General features: G+C 67.8%; 19 protein-coding genes. 10 read left to right on the forward strand and 9 right to left on the reverse strand.

Features of this window, described 5'->3' with window-relative positions; all coding sequences use genetic code 11:
- Nucleotides 1–4: 4 nt before the first annotated feature.
- The 6 genes from QQK83_RS08540 to QQK83_RS08565 are packed head-to-tail and all read left to right on the forward strand — an operon-like array spanning nt 5 to nt 4,632.
- Nucleotides 5–205, forward strand: coding sequence for a hypothetical protein (locus tag QQK83_RS08540; protein WP_284263391.1), 201 nt, complete (start codon nt 5–7; stop codon nt 203–205).
- Nucleotides 206–238: 33 nt separating this feature from the next.
- Nucleotides 239–994 (forward strand): Fe-S cluster assembly ATPase SufC, encoded by a 756-nt coding sequence (gene sufC / locus QQK83_RS08545; protein ID WP_284263392.1) that lies wholly within the window; start codon nt 239–241, stop codon nt 992–994.
- Complete coding sequence (locus tag QQK83_RS08550) at nt 994–2,295, forward strand: SufB/SufD family protein (RefSeq protein WP_284263393.1); 1,302 nt, start codon at nt 994–996, stop codon at nt 2,293–2,295. The genes sufC and QQK83_RS08550 overlap by 1 nt, the downstream gene beginning before the upstream one ends.
- Before the next feature lies 1 nt (nt 2,296).
- Nucleotides 2,297–2,806, forward strand: a complete 510-nt coding sequence (locus tag QQK83_RS08555) for a YIP1 family protein (RefSeq protein WP_284263394.1) — start codon at nt 2,297–2,299, stop codon at nt 2,804–2,806.
- The gene (locus QQK83_RS08560; RefSeq protein ID WP_284263396.1) at nt 2,803–3,408 is read left to right on the forward strand and encodes a Yip1 family protein; all 606 of its coding nucleotides are present in this window, start codon (nt 2,803–2,805) and stop codon (nt 3,406–3,408) included. Before QQK83_RS08555 ends, QQK83_RS08560 begins: the two co-directional genes overlap by 4 nt.
- Entirely contained in the window at nt 3,409–4,632 is a 1,224-nt protein-coding gene (locus tag QQK83_RS08565; protein WP_284263398.1) for a cysteine desulfurase, read from the forward strand.
- A gap of 3 nt (nt 4,633–4,635) precedes the next feature.
- Here QQK83_RS08565 and QQK83_RS08570 read toward each other — a convergent pair whose 3' ends face one another.
- On the reverse strand, nt 4,636–6,135 hold the full coding sequence (locus QQK83_RS08570; RefSeq protein WP_284263399.1) for a fused MFS/spermidine synthase: 1,500 nt from the start codon (nt 6,133–6,135) through the stop codon (nt 4,636–4,638).
- A 143-nt stretch (nt 6,136–6,278) separates the two neighbouring features.
- Here QQK83_RS08570 and QQK83_RS08575 point away from each other — a divergent pair, with 143 nt between their 5' ends.
- Nucleotides 6,279–7,682 (forward strand): FAD-binding oxidoreductase, encoded by a 1,404-nt coding sequence (locus QQK83_RS08575; RefSeq protein ID WP_284263401.1) that lies wholly within the window; start codon nt 6,279–6,281, stop codon nt 7,680–7,682.
- Complete coding sequence (locus tag QQK83_RS08580; protein WP_284263402.1) at nt 7,682–8,401, forward strand: VIT1/CCC1 transporter family protein; 720 nt, start codon at nt 7,682–7,684, stop codon at nt 8,399–8,401. The genes QQK83_RS08575 and QQK83_RS08580 overlap by 1 nt, the downstream gene beginning before the upstream one ends.
- A 16-nt stretch (nt 8,402–8,417) precedes the next feature.
- On the opposite strand, the gene QQK83_RS08585 is transcribed toward QQK83_RS08580, so the two are convergent.
- From QQK83_RS08585 to QQK83_RS08600, 4 genes are read right to left on the reverse strand one after another with little or no spacing between them, the layout of a single operon-like run.
- Nucleotides 8,418–9,584, reverse strand: coding sequence for an N-acetylglucosamine-6-phosphate deacetylase (locus QQK83_RS08585; RefSeq protein WP_284263403.1), 1,167 nt, complete (start codon nt 9,582–9,584; stop codon nt 8,418–8,420).
- Entirely contained in the window at nt 9,581–10,423 is an 843-nt protein-coding gene (locus QQK83_RS08590) for a glucosamine kinase nucleotide-binding domain-containing protein (protein ID WP_284263404.1), read from the reverse strand. The genes QQK83_RS08585 and QQK83_RS08590 overlap by 4 nt, the downstream gene beginning before the upstream one ends.
- A 22-nt stretch (nt 10,424–10,445) precedes the next feature.
- A complete protein-coding gene (locus QQK83_RS08595) occupies nt 10,446–11,531 on the reverse strand; it encodes a Gfo/Idh/MocA family protein (protein WP_284263405.1) in 1,086 nt (361 codons plus the stop codon).
- A 24-nt stretch (nt 11,532–11,555) separates the two neighbouring features.
- Nucleotides 11,556–12,254: a GntR family transcriptional regulator gene (locus QQK83_RS08600; protein WP_284263406.1), complete on the reverse strand. Its 699-nt coding sequence runs from the start codon at nt 12,252–12,254 to the stop codon at nt 11,556–11,558.
- Nucleotides 12,255–12,353: 99 nt separating this feature from the next.
- On the opposite strand from QQK83_RS08600, the gene QQK83_RS08605 reads away from it, so the two are divergent.
- Both QQK83_RS08605 and QQK83_RS08610 read left to right on the forward strand, forming a co-directional pair.
- On the forward strand, nt 12,354–13,508 hold the full coding sequence (locus tag QQK83_RS08605) for an LLM class flavin-dependent oxidoreductase (protein WP_284263407.1): 1,155 nt from the start codon (nt 12,354–12,356) through the stop codon (nt 13,506–13,508).
- On the forward strand, nt 13,508–14,398 hold the full coding sequence (locus tag QQK83_RS08610) for an aldo/keto reductase (RefSeq protein WP_284263408.1): 891 nt from the start codon (nt 13,508–13,510) through the stop codon (nt 14,396–14,398). Before QQK83_RS08605 ends, QQK83_RS08610 begins: the two co-directional genes overlap by 1 nt.
- A 13-nt stretch (nt 14,399–14,411) precedes the next feature.
- Here QQK83_RS08610 and QQK83_RS08615 read toward each other — a convergent pair whose 3' ends face one another.
- The 4 genes from QQK83_RS08615 to QQK83_RS08630 all read right to left on the reverse strand — a co-directional run bounded on the left by QQK83_RS08615 (nt 14,412) and on the right by QQK83_RS08630 (nt 20,972).
- Nucleotides 14,412–16,529 carry a dipeptide ABC transporter ATP-binding protein gene (locus tag QQK83_RS08615; protein ID WP_284263409.1) on the reverse strand — a complete coding sequence of 706 codons (2,118 nt, stop codon included), beginning with the start codon at nt 16,527–16,529 and terminating at the stop codon, nt 14,412–14,414.
- A 93-nt stretch (nt 16,530–16,622) separates the two neighbouring features.
- Nucleotides 16,623–18,086, reverse strand: a complete 1,464-nt coding sequence (locus QQK83_RS08620) for an ABC transporter permease (RefSeq protein WP_284263410.1) — start codon at nt 18,084–18,086, stop codon at nt 16,623–16,625.
- Nucleotides 18,087–18,099: 13 nt separating this feature from the next.
- On the reverse strand, nt 18,100–19,188 hold the full coding sequence (locus tag QQK83_RS08625) for an ABC transporter permease (RefSeq protein ID WP_284263411.1): 1,089 nt from the start codon (nt 19,186–19,188) through the stop codon (nt 18,100–18,102).
- Between the two features lie 140 nt (nt 19,189–19,328).
- Entirely contained in the window at nt 19,329–20,972 is a 1,644-nt protein-coding gene (locus QQK83_RS08630; protein WP_284263412.1) for an ABC transporter substrate-binding protein, read from the reverse strand.
- Nucleotides 20,973–21,164 lie beyond the last annotated feature (192 nt).

Genomic DNA, 21,164 nt, shown 5'->3' on the forward strand with positions numbered 1-21,164 from the left:
GGCGATGCGCGATCTCGATATCGGCCTGCAGCGCGGTCGCGCCGTGGCTCCCGTCGTCCGGTCGTCGCACCGCGCGCTGGGTGATCCGCGCCAGCCGCCCGCGGGGTCCGCCGCGCGGCACGGGCCCGGCCACCCCGACACGGGGGACAAGAGGAAACACTGTTCGGCCGCCATGTCGGCCGCAACCGCCATGACGGTGGCCTGAGCCACCCCACACGAGACCAGAGAGGGAAAGACAATGCTGAGCATCAAGAACCTGCAGGTGAAGCTGGAGGAAGAGGACAAGCAGATCCTCAAGGGCGTCGATCTCGAGGTCGAGGCAGGCCGCGTCCACGCGATCATGGGGCCGAACGGTTCGGGCAAGTCCACGCTCTCCTACGTGCTGTCGGGCCGCGACGGCTACGAGGTGACCGGGGGCTCCGCCACGCTCGAGGGCGAGGACCTGCTGGCGATGGAACCCGAAGAGCGCGCGGCGGCGGGCCTGTTCCTTGCGTTCCAGTATCCGGTCGAGATCCCCGGCGTGGGCAACATGACCTTCCTGCGCACCGCGCTCAACGCGCAGCGCAAGGCGCGCGGCGAGGAGGAGATGAGCGCGGGCGATTTCCTCAAGCTGATCCGCGCCAAGGCGAAGGATCTGAAGATCGACGCCGAGATGCTGAAGCGCCCCGTCAACGTGGGCTTCTCGGGCGGCGAAAAGAAGCGCAACGAGATCCTGCAGATGGCGATGCTGGAACCGAAGATGTGCATCCTCGACGAGACGGACTCGGGCCTCGACGTGGACGCGATGAAGCTGGTGTCGGACGGCGTGAACGCGCTGCGCTCCGAGGGGCGCGGGTTCCTTGTCATCACCCATTACCAGCGGCTTCTCGATCACATCAAACCCGACGTGGTGCACATCATGGCGGATGGCCGCATCATCAAGACGGGTGGCCCCGAGCTGGCGCTGGAAGTGGAACAGAACGGTTATGCCGACATCCTGAACGAGGTGGCGTGATGGCGGTCGCTCAAGCGAAACAGGATCTGACCGAGGCGCGCATCGACGCGCTGGAGATGCCCGGCGGGGCCGGATGGGCCGACGAGGCGCGCGGTCACGCGCTGTCGCGGCTGCGGGCGATGGGCCTTCCGGGGCGGCGGGACGAGTATTGGAAATACACCGACCCCACGAGCCTGACCCAGATCGAGGCCCCGCGCGCCGCCGTCTTCGACGCCACCGACGAGGCGGCGATGTTCGACGGGATCGAGCGGTTGAAGATCGTCTTCGTCGACGGCGTCTTCGATGCCGGGGCGTCCGACGATCTGAGCCTTGCCGGTGTGGAGATCGAGCGCCTGTCTGAGGCCACGGCCAAGGACATCCACTGGGCGCGCGAGGTCTTCGGCCAGCTCGAGGCCGCGGGGCAGACGCCCGTCGCGCGCCCGCTGGCGGCGCTCAACACCGCCTTTGCCACGGACGGCGTGGTGATCCGCGCCACCGGCAAGGCCGCCAGGCCCGTCAGCCTGATCTACCTGCACCGCTCGGACCGGTCGGACGCGATCCTTCACCATGTCGTGCGCGTCGAGGAGGGGGCCGAGCTGACCATCCTCGAGAACGGACCGGCGGCAGCGCGCTTCAACAAGTGCATGGAAATCAGCGTGGCCGATGGCGGTGCCTTCCACCATGTCCGCGCACAGGGCCGCGACCATGAGCGCCGCGCGGCCACCCACATGTTCGCACGGCTGGGCGAGGGCAGCACCTACAAGTCCTTCACCCTCACCGCCAATGGCGTGATGACGCGCAACGAGCATGTGATCGAACTGACCGGCGACGACGCCAGTGCGCATGTCGCGGGGGCCGCGATGGGCGACGGCAAGAGCGGCGCGTTCCACCATGACGACACGGTCTTCATCACCCATGACGCGGTGAATTGCGAAAGCCGGCAGGTCTTCAAGAAGGTGCTGCGCAACGGGGCTGCGGGCGTCTTCCAGGGCAAGATCCTGGTGAAGCCCGACGCGCAGAAGACGGACGGCTACCAGATCAGCCAGTCGTTGCTTCTGGACGAGGATTCGTCCTTTCAGGCCAAGCCCGAGCTGGAGATCTACGCCGATGACGTGAGCTGTTCGCATGGCTCGACCACCGGCGCGATCGACGACACCGCGCTGTTCTACCTGCGCTCGCGCGGGGTGCCGACCGATCTTGCCACCGACCTTCTGGTGCTGGCCTTCCTCGACGAGGCGATCCAGGAGATCGCGGACGAGCGGCTGGCCGATGACATCCGTCTCCGGCTGCAACAGTGGCTGGAGCGGCGCAGGAAGGGCTGAGATGCCGGTTTCCACCGATATCGTGGGCAGCTGGCGGCGACCCGGCCGGGTCATGCGCCGCCTGCTGGACATGGGCCGCCGCGAGGATCGGGCGCTGATGTTCCTGATGCTGGGCTGCGGGCTGATGTTCGTCGGCCAATGGCCGCTCATCGCCCGCGAAGAGGCGCTGATGCCCGACCAGGGCGCACCGCTGCAGGCGCGGCTGGCGATCACGTTCTTCGCATGGCTGATGGTCTGGCCCATCGCGCTTTACGCGCTTGGCGGGCTGACGCATCTGGTGGCGCGTCTCTTCGGGGGGCGCGGCAGCCATTACACGGCGCGGCTGGCGCTGTTCTGGGCGCTTCTGGCGGCCTCGCCCGCGTGGCTGTTCTACGGGATGGTGGCGGGCTTCATCGGGCCGGGGCCCGCGGCGAATGGCGCGGGCATCCTCTGGGCGGTTGCCTTTCTGACAATCTGGATCATCTGCTTGCGCGAGGCGGAACGCGAACCCGAGGCGCAAACGGCGACATGACCCACCTGATGAACATGGGCAACCTGCTGCGCATGGCGCGCGACACGGTCTCGAACCCCCGCGAGGGGGCCGAGACGGTGCTGTCCCTCGGCCTGCCGCGGCAGGCGCTGTGGCTGGCCTTTGCGCTGGTCGTGGTGCTGTCGATGCTGCTGGGCGACCTGCTCTACATGCTGGCCGACCTGCCGCAGGACGGCGCGATGACCGGGCCGCTCGGGGCCTCACCCCTCGTGATGGGGCTGATGCAGGGGGCCTTCCTGTTCCTGATGGCCCATGCAGTCACCCATGTCGGCCGCCTGTTCGGCGGCACCGGCCGCTTCGACGAGGCGCTGGCGCTGATCGTCTGGCTTCAGTTCATCTTTCTCTGCGTGCAGATCCTGCAGCTTTTCGCCGTTCTCGTGATCCCGCCGATGGCGGGGTTGATCACCATGTTGGCCGTCGGCCTGTTCTTCTGGCTGCTCGTGAATTTCATCGCCACGCTGCACGGCTTCACCTCGCTCGGGATGGTCTTCGTGATGACCATCCTGTCGGGCTTCACCATCCTTTTCGTCCTGAGCCTGATCCTGACCCTGCTCGGCGTCACCTTCGAAGGACCCCCCGTCTGAATGACCTATGACATCGACAAGATCCGCTCCGAATTCCCGATCCTTGCGCGCGAGGTGAACGGCAAGCCGCTGGTTTATCTCGACAACGGTGCTTCGGCGCAGAAGCCGCAGGTGGTGATCGACGCGATCAGCCACGCCTATTCGATGGAATATTCCAACGTTCACCGTGGCTTGCACTACCTGTCGAACCTCGCCACCGAGAAATACGAGGGCGTGCGCGGCACCATCGCGCGCTTCTTGGGCGTCAAGAACGAGGATGAGATCGTCTTCACCTCGGGCACGACCGAGGGCATCAACCTTGTCGCCTATGGCTGGGCCATGCCGCGGATGGAGGCGGGGGACGAGATCGTCCTGACCATCGCCGAGCATCACGCCAACATCGTGCCCTGGCACTTCCTGCGCGAGCGGCAGGGGGTGGTGCTGAAATGGGTCGATGTGGACGCCAACGGCGATCTTGATCCGCAAGCGGTGATCGACGCGATCGGGCCGCGGACCAAGCTTGTGGCGATGTCGCACATGTCGAACGTGCTGGGCACGGTCTTCGACGTGAAACCGGTGATCGACGCGGCCCATGCGAAGGGCGTTCCCGTGCTGGTCGACGGCTCGCAGGCCGCCGTTCACATGCCCCTGAACCTCGACGCGCTCGGCGCGGATTTCTACGCGATCACGGGCCACAAGCTTTACGGCCCCTCGGGGTCGGGCGCGATGCACATCCAGGCCGCGCGCATGGCCGAGATGCGCCCCTTCATGGGCGGCGGCGACATGATCCGCGAGGTTCACCGCGACGAGGTCACATGGAACGACCCGCCGATGAAGTTCGAGGCGGGCACGCCCGGCATCGTCCAGCAGATCGGCCTTGGCGTGGCGCTGGAGTACATGATGGGCGTGGGGATGGAGAACATCGCCGCCCATGAACGCCGCCTGACCGAGTATGCGCGGGCGCGGCTCGACGGGTTGAACTGGCTGAACGTGCAGGGAAAATCGGCGTCCAAGGGCGCGATCTTCTCCTTCACGCTCGAGGGCGCGGCCCATGCGCATGACATCTCGACCGTGCTCGACAAGAAAGGCGTCGCGGTGCGCGCGGGCCATCATTGCGCGCAGCCCCTGATGGAGCACATGGGCGTCACGGCGACCTGCCGGGCGAGCATGGGGATGTACAACACCGAGGCCGAGATCGACGCGCTGGTCGACGCGCTGGAGCTCTGCCACGAGCTGTTTGCCTGAGCCTCAGTCCGGCCGCCCCATCAGCCGGTCGATGGGCGCGTAATCATCCGTCAGGATCATCCCGCGATCCTGCGCCAGCGCCTGCACGAACCCGTCGCCAAGCGCGCCGAAGGTCATCAGGTCGGGCGCAGGCGCGGTGAACTGGTCCACCGGCGTGGGTGCGTTGCCCGCCACCACGGCGAACACCATGCGCGCGCCGGGCGCAGGCTGGGCGGCCTGCGTCCAGACCTCGACCACCGGGAAGACCTCTCGCAGCGTCAGCACGATGGAGCCGAGCGCGCCCAGCCGGTCCTCGTAGTCGATCACCGTCATCAGGAAGCTGCCCTCGGGCGTCAGCCGGGCGGCGACCAGCTCGTAAAACTCGCGCGTGATGAGGTGGACGGGCACGACCACATCGGTGAAGGCGTCGCCGATGATCACGTCGAATTCCACCTCCGGCCGGATCAGCATGGCGCGGCGCGCATCCTCGTGCCAGATCTCGGCGCTGTCGGGGTCGAACCAGAACTCCTCGGCGGCCAGCCGCGTCACCTCTGGGTCGATCTCGGCCACGGTCATCGGCCCGGCCCCCTGCGCCAGCAGGCTGCGCGGCACCGAGAAGGAGCCGCCGCCGATGACATAGGTGCTGTAATCCTCGCGCGGGGCGCGCAGGCGCGTGAGCGTGTCGAGCATCGCGCCATGCACGGTGAATTGCACCTGCGGCGCGTCGCGCGCGCTGATGCCGTGGGCGAGGTGGTCGATGACCATCAGGTGAACGGGGCTTGAGGGGTCGGCCGACAGGTCCTCGACCCGCAGGCAGAAATAATGCGTCTCGCGCTGGCATTGCGCAGGCGCGGCCAGCGCAAGCCCCGCCATGCCCGCCGCCGCGGCCCCCGCAAGGATCGCCAGCGCGAAGCCGCGCGAGCGGCCGAGCCAGAAGAACAACAGGCCCGAGAAGATATAGACGAAGGTCACCAGCACCAGCGTCAGCGCCGAGCCGAGCCAGGCGATGAAGACGAAGCCCGCCAGCAGCACCCCCGCGATGGCCCCCACCGCGCCCGAGGCGAACATCGCCCCCAGCGCCGGGCCGGAGCGGTCGGCATGCGCGGTGATGGCGATCTGCGCAAGCACCGGCGCAGGCACGCCCGCGAAGAAGGAGGGCAAGAAGAACACCACCATCGTCAGCGCGGTGATGCCCCAGACGGGGCTTGTGACCACGGCCAGCACCGGCCCGGCGACAAGCGGCAGGATCAGCACCGCCGCCGCCGTGGTGGCCGCCGCCGCAAGGATCGCGCCGCCGGTCCAGGCCAGCGCCCGGTTCGCGGGCAGCGCGGCCAGCCGTCCGCCCCACCAGTGCCCGGCGGAGAAACCCGCCAACACGACCGCGATCACCGCGGTCCAGGTGTAGAGCGACATGCCCACATGCGGCGCAAGCATCCGGCCCGCCACGATTTCCACCACCAGCGAGGCGGCCGAGATGCCCCCCTGCAGAACCACAAGCAGCCACAGGGGCGTGGGTCGTGTCATGTCTGTCCTCCCTCTCGCGGCGGGTATCTGAGACCGGATCATCGACAGAGGCAAGAGGCGCTGCGCCGCAGGCCCGCGTCTTGCGAAGCGCGCCGCCCGGGGGGATAGTGCGGCCGGGTTCGCACCGGGGAAGGGACGGCGGCATGGGCATTCACGATCTGCCACGCAACGAGAGCGGCATCGCCACGGCGCTGGACGTTCTGCGCCAGCGTTTCGGCGCGCGGCTCGAGACCGGGCAGGCGCTGCGCGCGCAGCACGGTCACACGACCACATGGCTTGCCACGCAAGCGCCCGACGCGGTTATCTGCCCCCAAAGCACCGAGGAGGTGCAGGAGATCGTCCGCATCTGCGCCGCCCATCGCGCCCCCGTCATCCCCTTTGGCACCGGCACCTCGCTCGAGGGCCACGTGAACGCGCCCGCGGGCGGGATTTCGCTCGATTTCAAGGAGATGAACGCGATCCTCGCGGTCCATCCCGAGGATATGGACGCGGTCATCCAGCCCGGTGTGACGCGCAAGGCGCTGAACACGCATCTGCGCGACACGGGCCTGTTCTTCCCGGTCGATCCGGGGGCCGACGCCTCGCTCGGCGGCATGGCCGCAACCAGCGCGTCGGGCACCAACGCGGTGCGCTACGGCACGATGAAGGACAACGTTTTGGCGCTGAAAGCGGTCTTGCCCTCGGGCGAGCTGGTGCAGACCGCGTCCCGCGCCCGCAAGACCAGCGCGGGCTATGACCTGACGCGGCTCATGGTCGGCTCCGAGGGGACGCTCGGCATCATCACCGAGCTGACCCTGCGGCTGCAGGGCATCCCCGAGGCGATCTCCGCGGCGACCTGTTCTTTCCCGAGCGTCGAGGCCGCCTGCAACGCCGTGATCCTGACGATCCAGTATGGCCTGCCCGTCGCGCGGATCGAGCTGTTGGACGCGCTGCAGGTGCGCGCCGTGAACACCTATTCGAAACTCGATCTGCCCGAGACGCCGCTTCTGCTGCTCGAGTTCCACGGCACCGAGGCCGCGGTCACCGAACAGGCCGACGTCTTCGGGGGGATCGCAGCCGAGATGGGCGGCAGCGGTTTCACCTTCACCACGCGCGAGGAGGACCGCACGAAGCTGTGGCAGGCGCGGCACGATGCCTATTGGGCGGCGCTGACCCTGCGCCCCGGCGCCAAGGGGATTTCCACCGATGTCTGCGTGCCGGTCAGCCGGCTTGCCGAATGTGTGAGTGCCGCGCAGGCGCGGCTGGCCGCCGACGGCTTCATCGCGCCGATCGTGGGCCATGTGGGCGACGGGAATTTCCATTCCCTTCTGCTGATCGACATGGAGAACCCCGCCGAGATCGCGCGCGCCGAGGAGTTCATCGGCTGGCTCAACGACCTGGCGATTTCCATGGGCGGCACCTGCACCGGCGAGCACGGGATAGGGCAGGGCAAGGCGAAATACCTCGAGCGCGAACTGGGGCCGGGCGCAATGGAGATGATGCGCGCGATCAAGCGGGCGGTGGACCCGTTGAACATCCTGAACCCCGGCAAGATGGGGCTGGGCTGATGGCGCGGCCCACGCATCACGGCATCCCCTCGGCGCATCTGGAGCCGCATCTGTCCAGCCGCTCGGGCTGGCTGCGCGCGGCGGTGATGGGGGCGAATGACGGCATCCTCTCGACCGCCTCGCTGATCGTGGGGGTGGCCGCGGGGGCGGCCGATCACGTGACGATCCTTCTGGCGGGCGTCGCAGGCCTGGTCGCGGGCGCGCTCAGCATGGCGGCGGGGGAATATGTCTCGGTCTCCAGCCAAGAGGACGTGGAGCGCGCCGATATCGCCAAGGAAAAGCGCGAGTTGCGGCTCAACCCCGAGGGGGAGCTGGACGAGCTGACCGCGATCTACGAGACCCGCGGCCTGCCGCCGACCTTGGCCCGCGAGGTGGCCGAGGAGCTGACGCGCGCCGACGCGCTTGGCGCGCATCTGCGCGACGAGATCGGGCTGACCGACCTGTCGCCGCCGCAGCCGATGCTGGCGGCCGTGGTCTCGGCCGGAACCTTCGCCGCGGGGGCGGCGGTGCCGCTGGTCGTGGGGGCCGTGGCCCCGCTCGAGACGCTGCCGCTGTGGGTCGGCGGTGCCACGCTGCTGGCGCTCGGCGCGCTTGGCGCTTTGGGCGCACAGGCGGGCGGCGCACCGCGCAGGCGCGCGGCCTTGCGCGTGATGGTCTGGGGCGTGCTCGCCATGGCCGCGACCAGCGCCATCGGCACGCTGGTGGGACAGGCGTTGTAGGGCCGTAGGCCGGGCTTCAGCCCGGCAATCCCGGCACTTGCCCGTCCATGACGGGCAAGACCCCGCCCCCATCCACCCGCGCCACCGCGCGCCCGCCGCGCCAGACCAGCAGTCTTGCCGCCGCCCCCTCGGCCAGCTCCGGCGCCTCCATGCCCAGCACCCGGGCAGGCGCGTCGAACCCCATCGGCGCGACCTCCTCGATCCCGGCGAAAAGCCATCCCGCGACATTCTCCACCGCCTGCACAAGCGTCAGGTCCGCCCCCGCCAACGTGCCGTCGGCCAGCTCCAGCCGCCCGTTCCGGCGCAGCACTTCGCGGCCTGCCAAGGTAAACCGCTCCGCCCCGGTTCCCGCGACCGCCATCGCGTCCGAGACCAGAACCGCCGCGCCGGGGCTGGCGCGCAGCGCCACGCGCAAAACCGCGGGGTCCACATGCACCCCGTCCGCGATCAGCCCGAAGGGGGCGCCCCGGTCGAGCGTCGCCCCCACCAGCCCCGGCGCGCGGTGATGCAGCCCGGACATCGCGTTGAAGAGATGCGTCGCCATGACCGCGCCCGCCGCATAGGCGCTTTCGGCCAAATCCCTGTCACATGCGGTATGACCCAGCGCCACGGTAATGCCCTCCGCCGTCAGCGCGGCGATCTGCGCGGGCGGCACCACTTCGGGCGCGACGGTGATCAGCAGGCGGCCGAGCCGGGCGCGGGCCTCGGCATAGAGCGCGAGGTCGGTGTCGGTCATGGGCCGGAGGCAGGCCGGGTCATGCGCCCCCGCGATGGCCAGATGCGGCCCCTCGAGATGCAGGCCCGGCAACGCCCCCGTTGCCTGCGTCTCCGCCTGCGCCTGCGCCGCGACGACGAGGTCGATCACGCGGGCCGTCACCTCGGGCCGGTCCGAGATCAGCGTGGGAAGGATCGCCGCCGTGCCGCTGGCCCAATGGGCCGCGGCGATGGTCAGCACGTCGGCGGGCGTCCGGCAGTCGCCCAGCATCAGCCCCGCGCCGCCATTGACCTGCAGGTCGAACAGCCCCGGCGTCACCAGCGCCCGCGCGCCGCCCTCGGACAGGTCGGTGCCCTTTTGCCCGTCAAACGCCGCCACCTCGGCCAGCCGGTCGCCCGCGACCCGCAGCGCCATGTTGCGGCGCAGGCCCGCCCCGTCGAGCAGGTCCAGACCGGTCAGCCAGCTCACGGCAAGCCCCGCGCCAGCCTGAGCGCGCCGTCAAGCGGACGCCCCGACGCCGGGCGCAGCCCTTCGCGCAGGTCCTCGGGCAGGCGGCCCGCCAGCATCTCGCCCAAGCCCCCGGTCAGCACCCAGGGCGCGCCGGGGGCGTGGCCCACGGCCTCCACCCCCTCGCGCAAGGCCCCGAGGATCGCGGCCAGCACGCTTGCTGAGATCGCGCTTTCGGGATGCGCCACGACCAGCTTCACCAGCTGCGCGAAATCCCCCGGTGTCGCCTCCCGCGCCCAGAGGACGGGGTGCGGCGGGCAGGCGGCCATCAGCGCCTCGGCCAAGGGGTCGGCGGGCAGGCGGCCATCGGCCACGCGCAGGGCCAGCGACAGCGCCATCCGGCCCGCCCATGCGGCGGACCCCTCGTCGCCGAGGCGGAAGCCCCAGCCGCCGACATGGGTCACACGACCGCCCGATTTCGAGATGAAGAAACTGCCTGTCCCAAGGCTTGCCAACGTGCCCTCGGCCCCCTCCAGCGCGCCCTCCAAGGCGGTCACGCTGTCGTCCACGACATAGGCGAGAAAGGGCAGGCGGGTGGCGAAGCGGTCGGCCTCGCCCGGCAGGCGCGCACCGGCAAGGCCCGCGCAGATGCGGGCCTCGGCCAATGCATCCAGCCCGAGGCCATGGGCCGCCAACGCCTCGGTCATTGCCAGCCGGATCGCCGCCTCGGCCCCTGCAGGGTCGGTCACGATATTGGCCGCGCCGCCGCGTGTCTCATGCACCGGGCCGCCCGCGACCGACAGCGCCACGCGGCAGCCGGTGCCGCCGCCGTCGATGCCGATGTCGATCCGGGGTGTCATGTGGCCCAATCTATGCCGAAGCTCAGACCAGCGAAACCGCCTGTCCTGTCCGCGCCGACTCCTGCGCGGCCAGTCCCATCCGCACCGCGTTGGCCCCATCGGCGAGCGTCACCTCGGGCCGCCGCCCGCTGCGGATCACCTCGAGGAAGCGCTGGTGCTGGTAATACGTGGCCCCGTTATGGTCGCCTGCGGCCAAAAGCTGCCGGTCCACCGGCACCTCATGCTCGACCGGGCCTGCGGGGCTGCGCGGGCTGACCACGACCTTGGGCGTGGGTGCCGGCCCGTGGTCGAAGTTCCAGAACCGCGTGGGCCCCGGCACCAGCGCCTCGATCTTGCCCGCGGGGCCGACGGCGGAGATCTCCTCCTGGTAACGGGAGCCTTCGGCGAACATGCACAGCTCCAGCATCGCCCGCGCGCCGCGCGCGAAATCGACGATGACATAGCCGTGGTCCCAGATATCCGGCGTCTCGCCGCCATAGGCCTCGTCCAGGTGGTTCACCGCCTGCCCGGCGCTGGCCATCACGCGCACCGGTTCATCCTCGAGGATCAGGCGCATCAGGTCGAAGAAATGGCAGCATTTCTCGACCATCGTGCCGCCGGTGTTGCGGTTGAAGCGGTTCCAGTCGCCGACCTTTGTCAGGAAGGGAAAGCGGTGCTCGCGGATCGTGAGCATGCGGATGCCGCCGGTGGCCTCTGCGGCCATCTCGCGGAACTTTTGCACCGGGGGCATGTAGCGGTATTCCATCGCCACCCAGATGGGCGCGGGATAGGCCGCCATGATCTCCTGCAACTCGGGGATCTGCGCCTCGTCGGTGTAAAGCGGCTTTTCCACCAGCACGGGCAGGGGGCGCAGCCCCGCCACCTGTTTCAACTGGCCGACATGCATGTGGTTGGGCGAGGCGATGACCAGCGCGTCCACGTCGTTGCGCGCCAGAAGGCTGGGGATGTCGGGGCAATTGGCCGCCATCGGCACAAGGCCTTGGGTCGCCGCCGCCATGCCCGGATCGGGCTCGACAAAGGCCGAAACCTCGGCCTCGGTCAGAAGGGCGATGTTGCGGATATGCTCCTGCCCCATCATGCCGGACCCGATGATGCCGTATCGTGTCATGCGCGGCCTCCCAACCCTTGCGCGTCACGGAATGCGCGCGACATAGGCCGCGCGGGCGGGGTCGAACCAGGTGGTCGAGACCTCCGCAATTCGCCCATCTGCGTCGAAAGCGCGACGCTGGGCAAGCCCCATCATCGCGCCCTCGGGCAGACCCAGCCGGGTGGCGGCCCAACCGGGCAGGGCGCCCGCAGACAGCCGGTCCTCGGCGCGGGCGATCTGCAGGCCGAGACGCTCGCGGTAGCTGCGGTAGAGCGATTCCGAGACCCGCTCGGGCGTGAGCGCGCCGTCGAAACGGCCGTCGAGCCAGATGTCCTCCACCGCGACGGGCTGGTGGTCGAGCGAGCGCAACCGGCGGATGTTCCACGCCTGGGCCGCGTCCGAGCCGAGATCGGGCAGATCGGCGGGCTTGTCGCGGCGGGTCAGCGTGATCAGCTCGGCGGTGGGCAGCCCGCCGCCCTCGGGGCGTTCCAGCCGGAAGAGTGCATAGGTGCCCTGCGCGCCTTCGCCCGGACGGATGTAGTTGCCCGACCCCTGACGCCGCTCCAGCAGACCGCGCTCGGTCAGCACGGCCAGCGCCTTGCGCAGCGTCGTCACCGTCACGCCGTGCTGCGCGGCCAGCGTGCGCTCGGTCGGCAGCTTGTCACCGGGGCGCAGCAGCCCCGCGCCGATGTCGCGGGTCAGCGCCTCGGCGATCCTGAGGTAGCTGGGCAAGGCCCCCTGCATCGCGGCCCCCCTTGGTTTCCGCCGATTGATACACCATTGATCCAGTGTGCCCGCCGCGCTACGCCTTTGTCCAGTCACAAGGCTTGGGAGGGCCGCATCATGACCGTCGTTCCCGTCACGTCCCCCGATCTCGACGCCAGCGAAGTCAGCTGGTTCGCGGCGCTTTGCTCGGACGATTACGAGTTTCTCGGCGTGCCCGACGGGCGGCTGCGTTCCAGCTGGGCGCATTGCTCGGGCATCGTGAAGGCGGCCGAGAAACAGGGGTTCCGCAACATCCTGTGCCCGTCCTCCTACCAGGTGGGGCAGGACACGCTGAGTTTCGTCGCGGGCTGCGCGCCGATCACCGACAAGATCAACTTCCTTGCCGCCGTGCGCTGCGGCGAGATGCAGCCGATCATGCTGGCGCGCACCCTCGCCACGCTCGACCACATGCTCGAGGGGCGGCTGACGGTGAATATCATCTCGTCGGATTTTCCGGGCGAGAAGGCCGAGAGCGGCTTTCGCTACCAGCGCAGCCGCGAGGTGGTGGAGATCCTGAAGCAGGCATGGACCCAAGATCAGATCAACTACACCGGCCAAGTCTATGATTTCAAAGGGCTGACGACCGACCCGGCCAAGCCCTACCAGACCGGCGGGCCGCTCTTGTATTTCGGGGGATATTCCCCCGACGCGCTGGAGCTCTGCGGGCAGCATTGCGACGTCTACCTGATGTGGCCCGAGCCCAAGGAGATGCTCGCGCAAAGGATGAAGGACGTCCACCAAGTCGCTGAAAGATATGGCAGAACGCTCGACTACGGGTTGCGCGTTCACATGATCGTCCGTGACACCGAGGCCGAGGCGCGGGAGTATGCGGAGCATCTGACCTCGAAGCTCAACGACGAGCTGGGGCAGCTGATCCGCGAGCGGGCGCTTGACTCAGGGTCGCTCGGCGTCAGCCACCAGGCCAAGGCGCGGGAGCTTGCGGACAAGTTCGGCTATGTCGAACCGCATCTGTGGACGGGCGTCGGTCGCGCGCGCTCGGGCTGCGGGGCGGCGCTGGTGGGCTCCGCCGACCAGGTGCTGTCCGAGATCGAGGCCTATCGCAAGATGGGCATCCGGGCCTTCATCTTCTCGGGCTATCCGCATATGGACGAATGCGAGCATTTCGGGCGGCTGGTGATGCCGGAGCTGAAGACCTGCTCGCTGCCGCATGAATACGGGCGGGTGCCCGCGAGCACGCCCGCCACACCACTGGGGATTGGGGAGAGACGCTGATGGATCGTGTGAAAGTAGGGCCGCTTGATGTCAGCCGCATCGTCTACGGCATGTGGCGGCTGGGTGATGACGCGGATACCTCGCCCGCGCATGTTCAGGCCAAGATCGAGGCGTGCCTCGCACAGGGCATCACGACGATGGACCAGGCCGACATCTACGGCGGCTACACCGCCGAGGCGATCCTGGGCGATGCGCTGCGGGCGGCCCCCGGCCTGCGCGACAAGATCGAGATCGTCACCAAATGCGACATCATCGCGCCCGTGGGCCGCTACGCGGACCGGCGGGTGAAATACTACGACACCTCGGCGCATCACATCACCGCTTCGGTCGAACAATCGCTGAGCGCGATGGGGATCGAGGTGATTGATCTGCTATTGATACACCGTCCCGATCCGCTGATGAACCACGAGGAAACGGGCCATGCGCTCGATACGCTGGTGGCTGCCGGAAAGGTGCGCGCGGTCGGCGTGTCGAACTTCAAGCGGCATGACTGGTCGCTGCTGCAATCGGCGATGGAGGTGCCGCTGGCGACCAACCAGGTCGAGCTGTCGGTCATGCATCATGCCCCGCTGACCGATGGCGAGGTCGCCTGGATGCAGGAGAAAGCCGTGCCGATCATGGCCTGGTCGCCGCTGGCGGGCGGGCGTCTGTTCGGTGACGAAGGCGCCGCGGTGCGCGAGGTGCTGACGCGCATCGGCGCGGAGGCGGGCGTGGGGCCGGAGGCCGTGGCGGTCGCCTGGCTGCTGCGGCATCCGGCGCTGATCCTGCCGGTGATGGGAACCAACAACCTGCGCCGGATCAAGGGCTTGGGCGACGCGGCTAAAGTGACGCTTGATCGGCAGACCTGGTTCGAGATCTACACCGCGGCGCTCGGGCACGAGGTGCCCTGAGCGCCGACGGCGCTTATTCCGCCGCGTCGAAGGTGATGACCGGTTCCATCCGTTCGAGGATCTCACGCGACAGGTGACACTTGACCTGGTGCCCCTCGGCCAGCGTCACCATCGGCGGCACCTCGGTCTCGCATTTGCCGCCCGGCACCTCGGATTTCCAGCGGCAGCGCGTCTGGAACGGGCAACCCGGCGGAGGGTTCATCGCCGAGGGGATGTCGCCCTCGAGCACGATGTGCTTCTTCTTCACCTTGGTGTCGGCGATCGGAACGGCCGACAACAACGCCTCGGTATAGGGGTGGTAGGGCGGGCTGAAGACCTGGTTGGTCTCGCCGATCTCGACCACGTGGCCGAGATACATCACCATCACCCGGTCGCTGAGGTAGCGCACGATGGACAGGTCGTGGGAGATGAACAGAAGCGTCGTCTTCTGGGTGCGCTGGATCTCCATCAACAGGTCGGTCACCGCGGCCTGCACGCTGACGTCGAGCGCCGAGACGGGTTCGTCCGCCACCACGATCCGCGCGTCGCCCGCAAAGGCGCGCGCGATGCCGACGCGCTGCTTCTGCCCGCCCGACAGCTGCCGCGGCATGCGGTCGGCGAAGGCGCGGGGCAGTTTCACGAGGTCGAGAAGTTCCAGCATCCGGTTGCGCCGCTCGGCGTCCGATGCGCCGATGCCGAAGACCTCGAGCGCGCGAATGATCTGGCGGCCCACGGTCATCGAGGGGTTGAGCGTGTCGAACGGGTTCTGGAACACCATCTGGATCGAGGACACCGTGTCGGTGCCGCGGTCCTCGATGGCGGTGTTGCCGATGGAGCGGTTGCCGAGATGGACCTCGCCCGAGGTGGCCGTCTCGAGCCCCATCAACACCTTGGCGAGCGTGGACTTGCCACAGCCCGACTCGCCCACGATGGCCAGCGTCTCGCTTTCGCGGGCCTCGAAACTGAGCGTCTCGTTCGCCTTCACGACCCGCGTGTCGCCGCCGCCGAACAGCGCGCTGGCCGCGACCTCGTAATATTTCTTGAGGTTGTTGACCCGCAGCACGACGTCGCCCTTCTCGGTGCCGGCCTGTTCCACCGCGGCCGCAAGCGGGGCGTCCCAGTCGATTTCCTCGTGGCGCAGGCAGCGGGTCGCGTGGCGGTCATTGCCCGGCACGCCGACCATCGGGATCTCTTGCGCGTCACAGCGCCCTTGCTGGAAGTAGTCGCACCGCGGTCCGAAGTTGCAGCCCGGCGGGCGTTCATGGGGCAGGGGGAAATTGCCCGGAATGGCCACCAGCGGGCGCTGGGTCTTGTCGGCACCGGGCAGAGGGATCGAGCGGAACAGCGCCTGCGTGTAGGGGTGCTGCATCTGGTCGAAGACATCGGTGATCGAGCCGGTCTCGACCGCCTCGCCGGAATACATCACGCAGATGCGGTCGCAGGTCTCGAGCACGAGGCCGAGGTTGTGCGAGATGAACAGCATCGAGGTGCCGTATTTCCGGCCGAGATCCTTGACCAGGTCCACCACGGCTGCCTCGACCGTCACGTCGAGCGCGGTGGTCGGCTCGTCGAGGATCAGGAGCGAGGGTTTCGACATCAGCGCCATGGCGATGACGATGCGCTGTTGCTGGCCGCCGGACAGCTGGTGCGGGTAGGAGCGCAGCATCCGTTCGGGGTCGGGCAGGCGCACGTCGGTCACGACCTCGAGGGCGCGCTTGTAGGCTTCGGCCTCGGAGATGCCCTCGTGGATCATGGGCACTTCCATCAGCTGCCGGCCGATCCGCATGGCGGGATTGAGCGAGGCCATCGGCTCCTGGTAGATCATGGCGATCTCGCGGCCGCGGATCGCGCGCAGTTCCTCCTGGCTCATCTCGTTGAGATTGCGGCCCTTGTACTTGATCGAGCCGCCGACGATGCGGCCGTTCACGCCAAGGTCCTGCATCACGCCAAGCGCCACGGTGGACTTGCCGCAGCCGGACTCGCCCACAAGGCCCATCGCCTCGCCGGGCATGACCTTGGTGGAAAAGTCCATCACGGCGGGGATTTCCCGCAGCCGCGTGAAGAAGGAGATCGAGAGGTTCTCGATCTCGAGGATCGGGCCGTCGTAGGTTTCGGGAACGACGCTGGAGGGATCGGGGGTTTCATCGAGCATGGCGGGTTTCCCTCGTGTTCGGTTGTCCGCCCGCCGAAATCTTCGTCCGAAGATTTCGGCGGGTGCGAATTTTCATGCGAAAATTCTGCATCTTCAGTCCCTCAGGCTTTCTTCACGCAACCCGTCGGCCAAGAGGTTCAGGCCAAGAACGAGGCTCATGAGGGCAAGCGCCGGGGGCAGGGCGGGATGCGGGTAGATCGTCAGAAGGCGGCGGCCCTCGTTGATCGTCGATCCCCAGTCAGGTGATTCCGGCGAGACGCCGAGGCCGAAGAAGCCCAGCGTTCCGAGCAGGATCGTGGTGTAGCCGATCCTCAGGCAGAAATCGACGATCAGGGGGCCACGGGCGTTCGGCAGGATCTCCCACAGCATGATGTACCACGGGCCTTCGCCACGGGTCTGGCCCGCGGCCACGTAGTCGCGCGTCTTGATGTCGAGCACGATGCCGCGGACGATGCGGAACACCGTGGGCGAGTTCACGAAGACGACCGAGACGAAGACGATCAGCAGGTTGCCGGGGATGTCGAAGAGGTCCAGCGCCTCGGGCCAGAGCCGGAAGAGCAACGGTAGATCGGGGTCGGACTTGTCCGAGATGAGCGACAGGTAGGCCAGACCGCCCAGCACCAGCACGACCGAGACGATGACGTTGCGCACCGGCGGCTGCGTCCTGTAGCGCGAGTTGAAGAGCACCACGAGGAACAGCAGCGGGAAGATGAACAGCACCAGCGACAGGTAGTTCGGAACGCCCGCCGCCACGATCTCGGGTGTCACCAGCAGGTAGAAGAGCAGGATCACCGGGAAGGCCAGCACGAGGTTGGCGATGAAGGTGATGACCGTGTCGAGCCTGCCGCCGTAATAGCCTGCCGGAAGGCCCAGCGTGATGCCGACCATGAAGGCGAAGAGGGTGGCAAGGGGCGCGATCTTCAGCACCTCGAACGAGCCGTAGACCATCCGGCTGAAGACATCGCGGCCGAGGTTGTCGCCCCCCAGAAGATACCAGGCGTATTGTCCGTCCTCGGGCGAGGGCAGGGGCGAGCCCGGCAGTTCGTTGCGCATCTGGCTGATGACGTCGATCGGCCCGTGGGTGGCGACCATCCCCGCGAAGAGCGCGGTGAAGATCCAGAACATCACCAGCCCGAAGCCGATCATGCCGATCATGCTGTCGAAGAGCTTGCCGTAGAGGCCGAGCTTGCGCTTGAAGGTGATCGACACGGCAAAGAGCGCGACCAGCGCGATCCAGACCGGCGTGAGCCGCGCGGCCATGGCGCCGATGATGCCCGTGGTTTCGGGCGCGGCGATCACGACGCCGGCCACCACGTAGACAAGGCAGCAGGCGAGCACCAGCAGCACCGCGTATTTCATCGACATCAGCGCGTAATCGACGGGCGTGCGCCGCAGGCTGAGCGTGTGGTCGGGGTTGACCACCATCTCGCCCGCCCGCAGGCCCGCAAGGGTCATCACGGTATTGGCGAGAAAGCCCGCAACGAAGACCACGACGGCGGCCAGCATCAGCGGGTTGAGGAAGGGGCCGAGCGCGCCGGACCAGCTCAAGGGTTCCATCTATGGTCCTCCCTCAGGAAATGCGGATGCGCGGGTTCAGGAACACATACCCGATGTCGGATATGAGCTGCGTCACCAGCACGACGAAGACGGCGACGATGGAACAGGCCAGAAGCAGCTCGATGTCGTTGTTCGAGGCGGCTTGCACCAGTGTCCAGCCGAAGCCGTTGTAGTTGAAGAGCGTCTCGACGATCACCACGCCGGTCAGCAGCCAGGGGAACTGCAGCATGATGACGGTGAAGGGCGCGATCAGCGCATTGCGCAGCGCGTGTTTCAGCACGATGTTGCGGAAGCTCACGCCCTTCAGCCGCGCGGTGCGGATGTATTGCGCGGTCATCACCTCGGCCATGGAGGCGCGGGTCATGCGCGCGATGTAGCCCATGCCGTAGAGCGCGATGGTCATCACCGGCAGGGTGAAGTTCCAGAAATTCGGCCCGTCCATCGCCGAGCGCGCCGAGCCGAGGAACAGCGTGCCGCCATCGAGCCAGCCCCATTCGACCAGCAGCGGCGACAGTCCCGCCTGGCTGGAAGCGAGCAACACGATGAAGATAACGCCCGAGACGTATTCCGGGGTCGCGGTCGATCCGATGGCAAGCGTCGACAGACTTCGGTCGAGGCGGCTTCCCTCGCGCATCCCCGCCAGCACGCCCACCAGCAGCGCCGAGGGCACCATGACGGCAAAGGCCCAGAACATCAGGACGCCGGTCAGGGCGAGACGGCCGCCGATGATGTTCGACACCTCGTCATCCGAGACGGTGGAAAAGCCGAGATCCCCCTGCAGCAGCCCGCAATAGCGCGGCGCGTCCTCCGGGGTCTGGCCGCGCTCGAGGCAGCGCCCGCGCCATTCGCCGTTCACCGGGTCCTCGCGCACCCAGCCGGGCATCACGCCCAGCCATTCGCCGTATCGCAGGATCATCGGGCCGCCGTAGCCGTTGCGGTCGATCCAGCTGGCGACCTCGGTGTCGGTCATGCGGGCATTGCCCTGCGTCTTGGCGAGTTTTTCGAGGTTCGGGTAAAGGTTCGTGAGAAAAAAGACCACGAAGGTCAGGCAAAGGGCAGTAAGCACCATCACGCCGACGCGGCGCAGGATGAAGAATGCCATGAAGTCCCCTGTCGTTAGAGCTGTGCCGGTGCGGCGTGGCATGGCCCGTTCTGTCGCGGGCCTCGGTCAGGATCGGCAGGGCTGCGCCCTGTCCGGGGACGGCGGCCCGGAGGGGTTCTCCGGGCCGCCGCTTGCGTCGATCAGGCCTCGACGCCGAGATAGTGGACGTTGATCTCGAACTTCGGATGCATCTCCGCGTTGAGAACCCCGTCACGGTAATGCCGGAACAGCGACCGCCAGTAGGGCTGCAGCGTCACGGCGTCCTCCTGCAGGATCTGCTGGAGCTGCGCCATCACCTCGCGGCGCCCGTCGGCGTCGGCGATGCCGTTCGCCTGGTCGAGCAGCGCGTCGAACTCGGGGTTCGCGTAGCCGAACTCGTTCCACGCCACGCCGGAGCGATAGGCGAGGTTGAGAACGATCACGCCAAGTTCGCGGTGGTTCCAGTTCGTCGAGGAGAACGGGTAGGTCGTCCAGTCGTTCCAGAAGGTCGAACCGGGGATGACCGTCCGTTCCACCGTCATGCCGGCATCGCGCAGCTGTGCGGCGACGGCGTCGGTGGTGTTGCGGCGGTAGTCGTCGTCGATCGACACGATCTCGAAGACGTGGTCCGCGTGACCCGCTTCGGCCAGCATGGCCGCTGCGGCGTCCTTGTCCACGGTCAGCGGCGGCAGCTCGGCGTATTCCGGGTGGATCGGGCAGACATGGTGATGCTCGGCCACGATGCCCTGGCCGTTGATGCCGAGGTCGAGGCAGACCTGCGGATCGACGGCAAGCTGGATCGCCTTGCGCACCATGACGTTGTCATAGGGCGCGTTGTTCTGGTTCGGACGGATCACGACGGTCGCGGCGGTCACCACTTCCGACTGGGTCCAGCCGATTGCCGAGAACAGATCGACGAACTCGCCCACGGTCTCGTAGGTCATGTCGAATTCACCGGCTTCGGCGCCCGCGAACCATGCCGCCGGGTCCTGGCCGAGGTCGATGAAGACGATCTCGTCGAGATAGGCGTCACCCCAGTAGGTGTGATCGGGGTTCTTCTCGAGCCGGGCCGAGACGCCGACCTCGTAATCGGTGACGCGGTAGGCGCCGGTGCCCACGCCGTGATCCAGCGGGTTGGTGCCGATCAGGTCACGGTGCTGCACGGCGGCCGGATAGTCGGCGATGCCCGCGATCAGCGTGATGTCGGAGGCCGGGAAGGTGACCACGACGGTGTAGTCGTCGACAACCTCGATCGCGCCCTCGCGCGCCTGGTTCGTCTCGGGGTCGACCAGCGCGCCCATGCGGGCGGCCATCGAGTTGCCCTCGACCGTGGCGTCGCACCAGCCGCGGAAGTTGGCGGCCACGTCCTCGGCGGTGAAGGCGTCGCCGTTGTTGAAGGTCACGCCCTGACGCACGCGCAGGGTGTATTGCGAGGCGTCCTCGTTGGCTTCCCAGCCTTCGAGCAGGACACCGGCGAAGGAGCCGTCGGCGCGGCTTTCGACGAGGTATTCGAGCGTGCCGCGCACGACATTGGCCAGCTGCGACCAGTCGTAGGTGCGCGGGTCCTTCTGGGCGCGCACCTCCATCTGGATGCGCAGGCTGCCGCCCATCGGCGGCGTGACCATGTGGCCACCGGCCATGGCCGGGCTGAGGCCGATCATCGAGTAGGCCGCCGCGGCGGAAACGCCCAGCGCGGTCGAGCGCACGAGGAATTCGCGGCGGCTGAGCTGGCCTGCCTTGTACTCCTCGGCATACATCTCGGCGACCGGATGGTTTTCGAGATGCTGGGTTGTCGTTGGCAACATGTATGTTCTCCCTGTGGTGTTGCTTGACTTGGTTGTTTCTTCGGTCTGACGTTTCGCCGCCCCTTACGAGACGTAAGCTGAACCCACGGGCCCAGTCGTCAGCAGAATTCGATATTCGTCAATCGCCGGTTGCGAATGGTTTGGCATCGTTTGCGACACCCACCCCCAACAAAAACGACATGGCCGTCGCTC

The organism is Roseicyclus amphidinii, from assembly GCF_030163755.1.
Taxonomy (GTDB): Bacteria; Pseudomonadota; Alphaproteobacteria; order Rhodobacterales; family Rhodobacteraceae; genus Roseicyclus; species Roseicyclus amphidinii.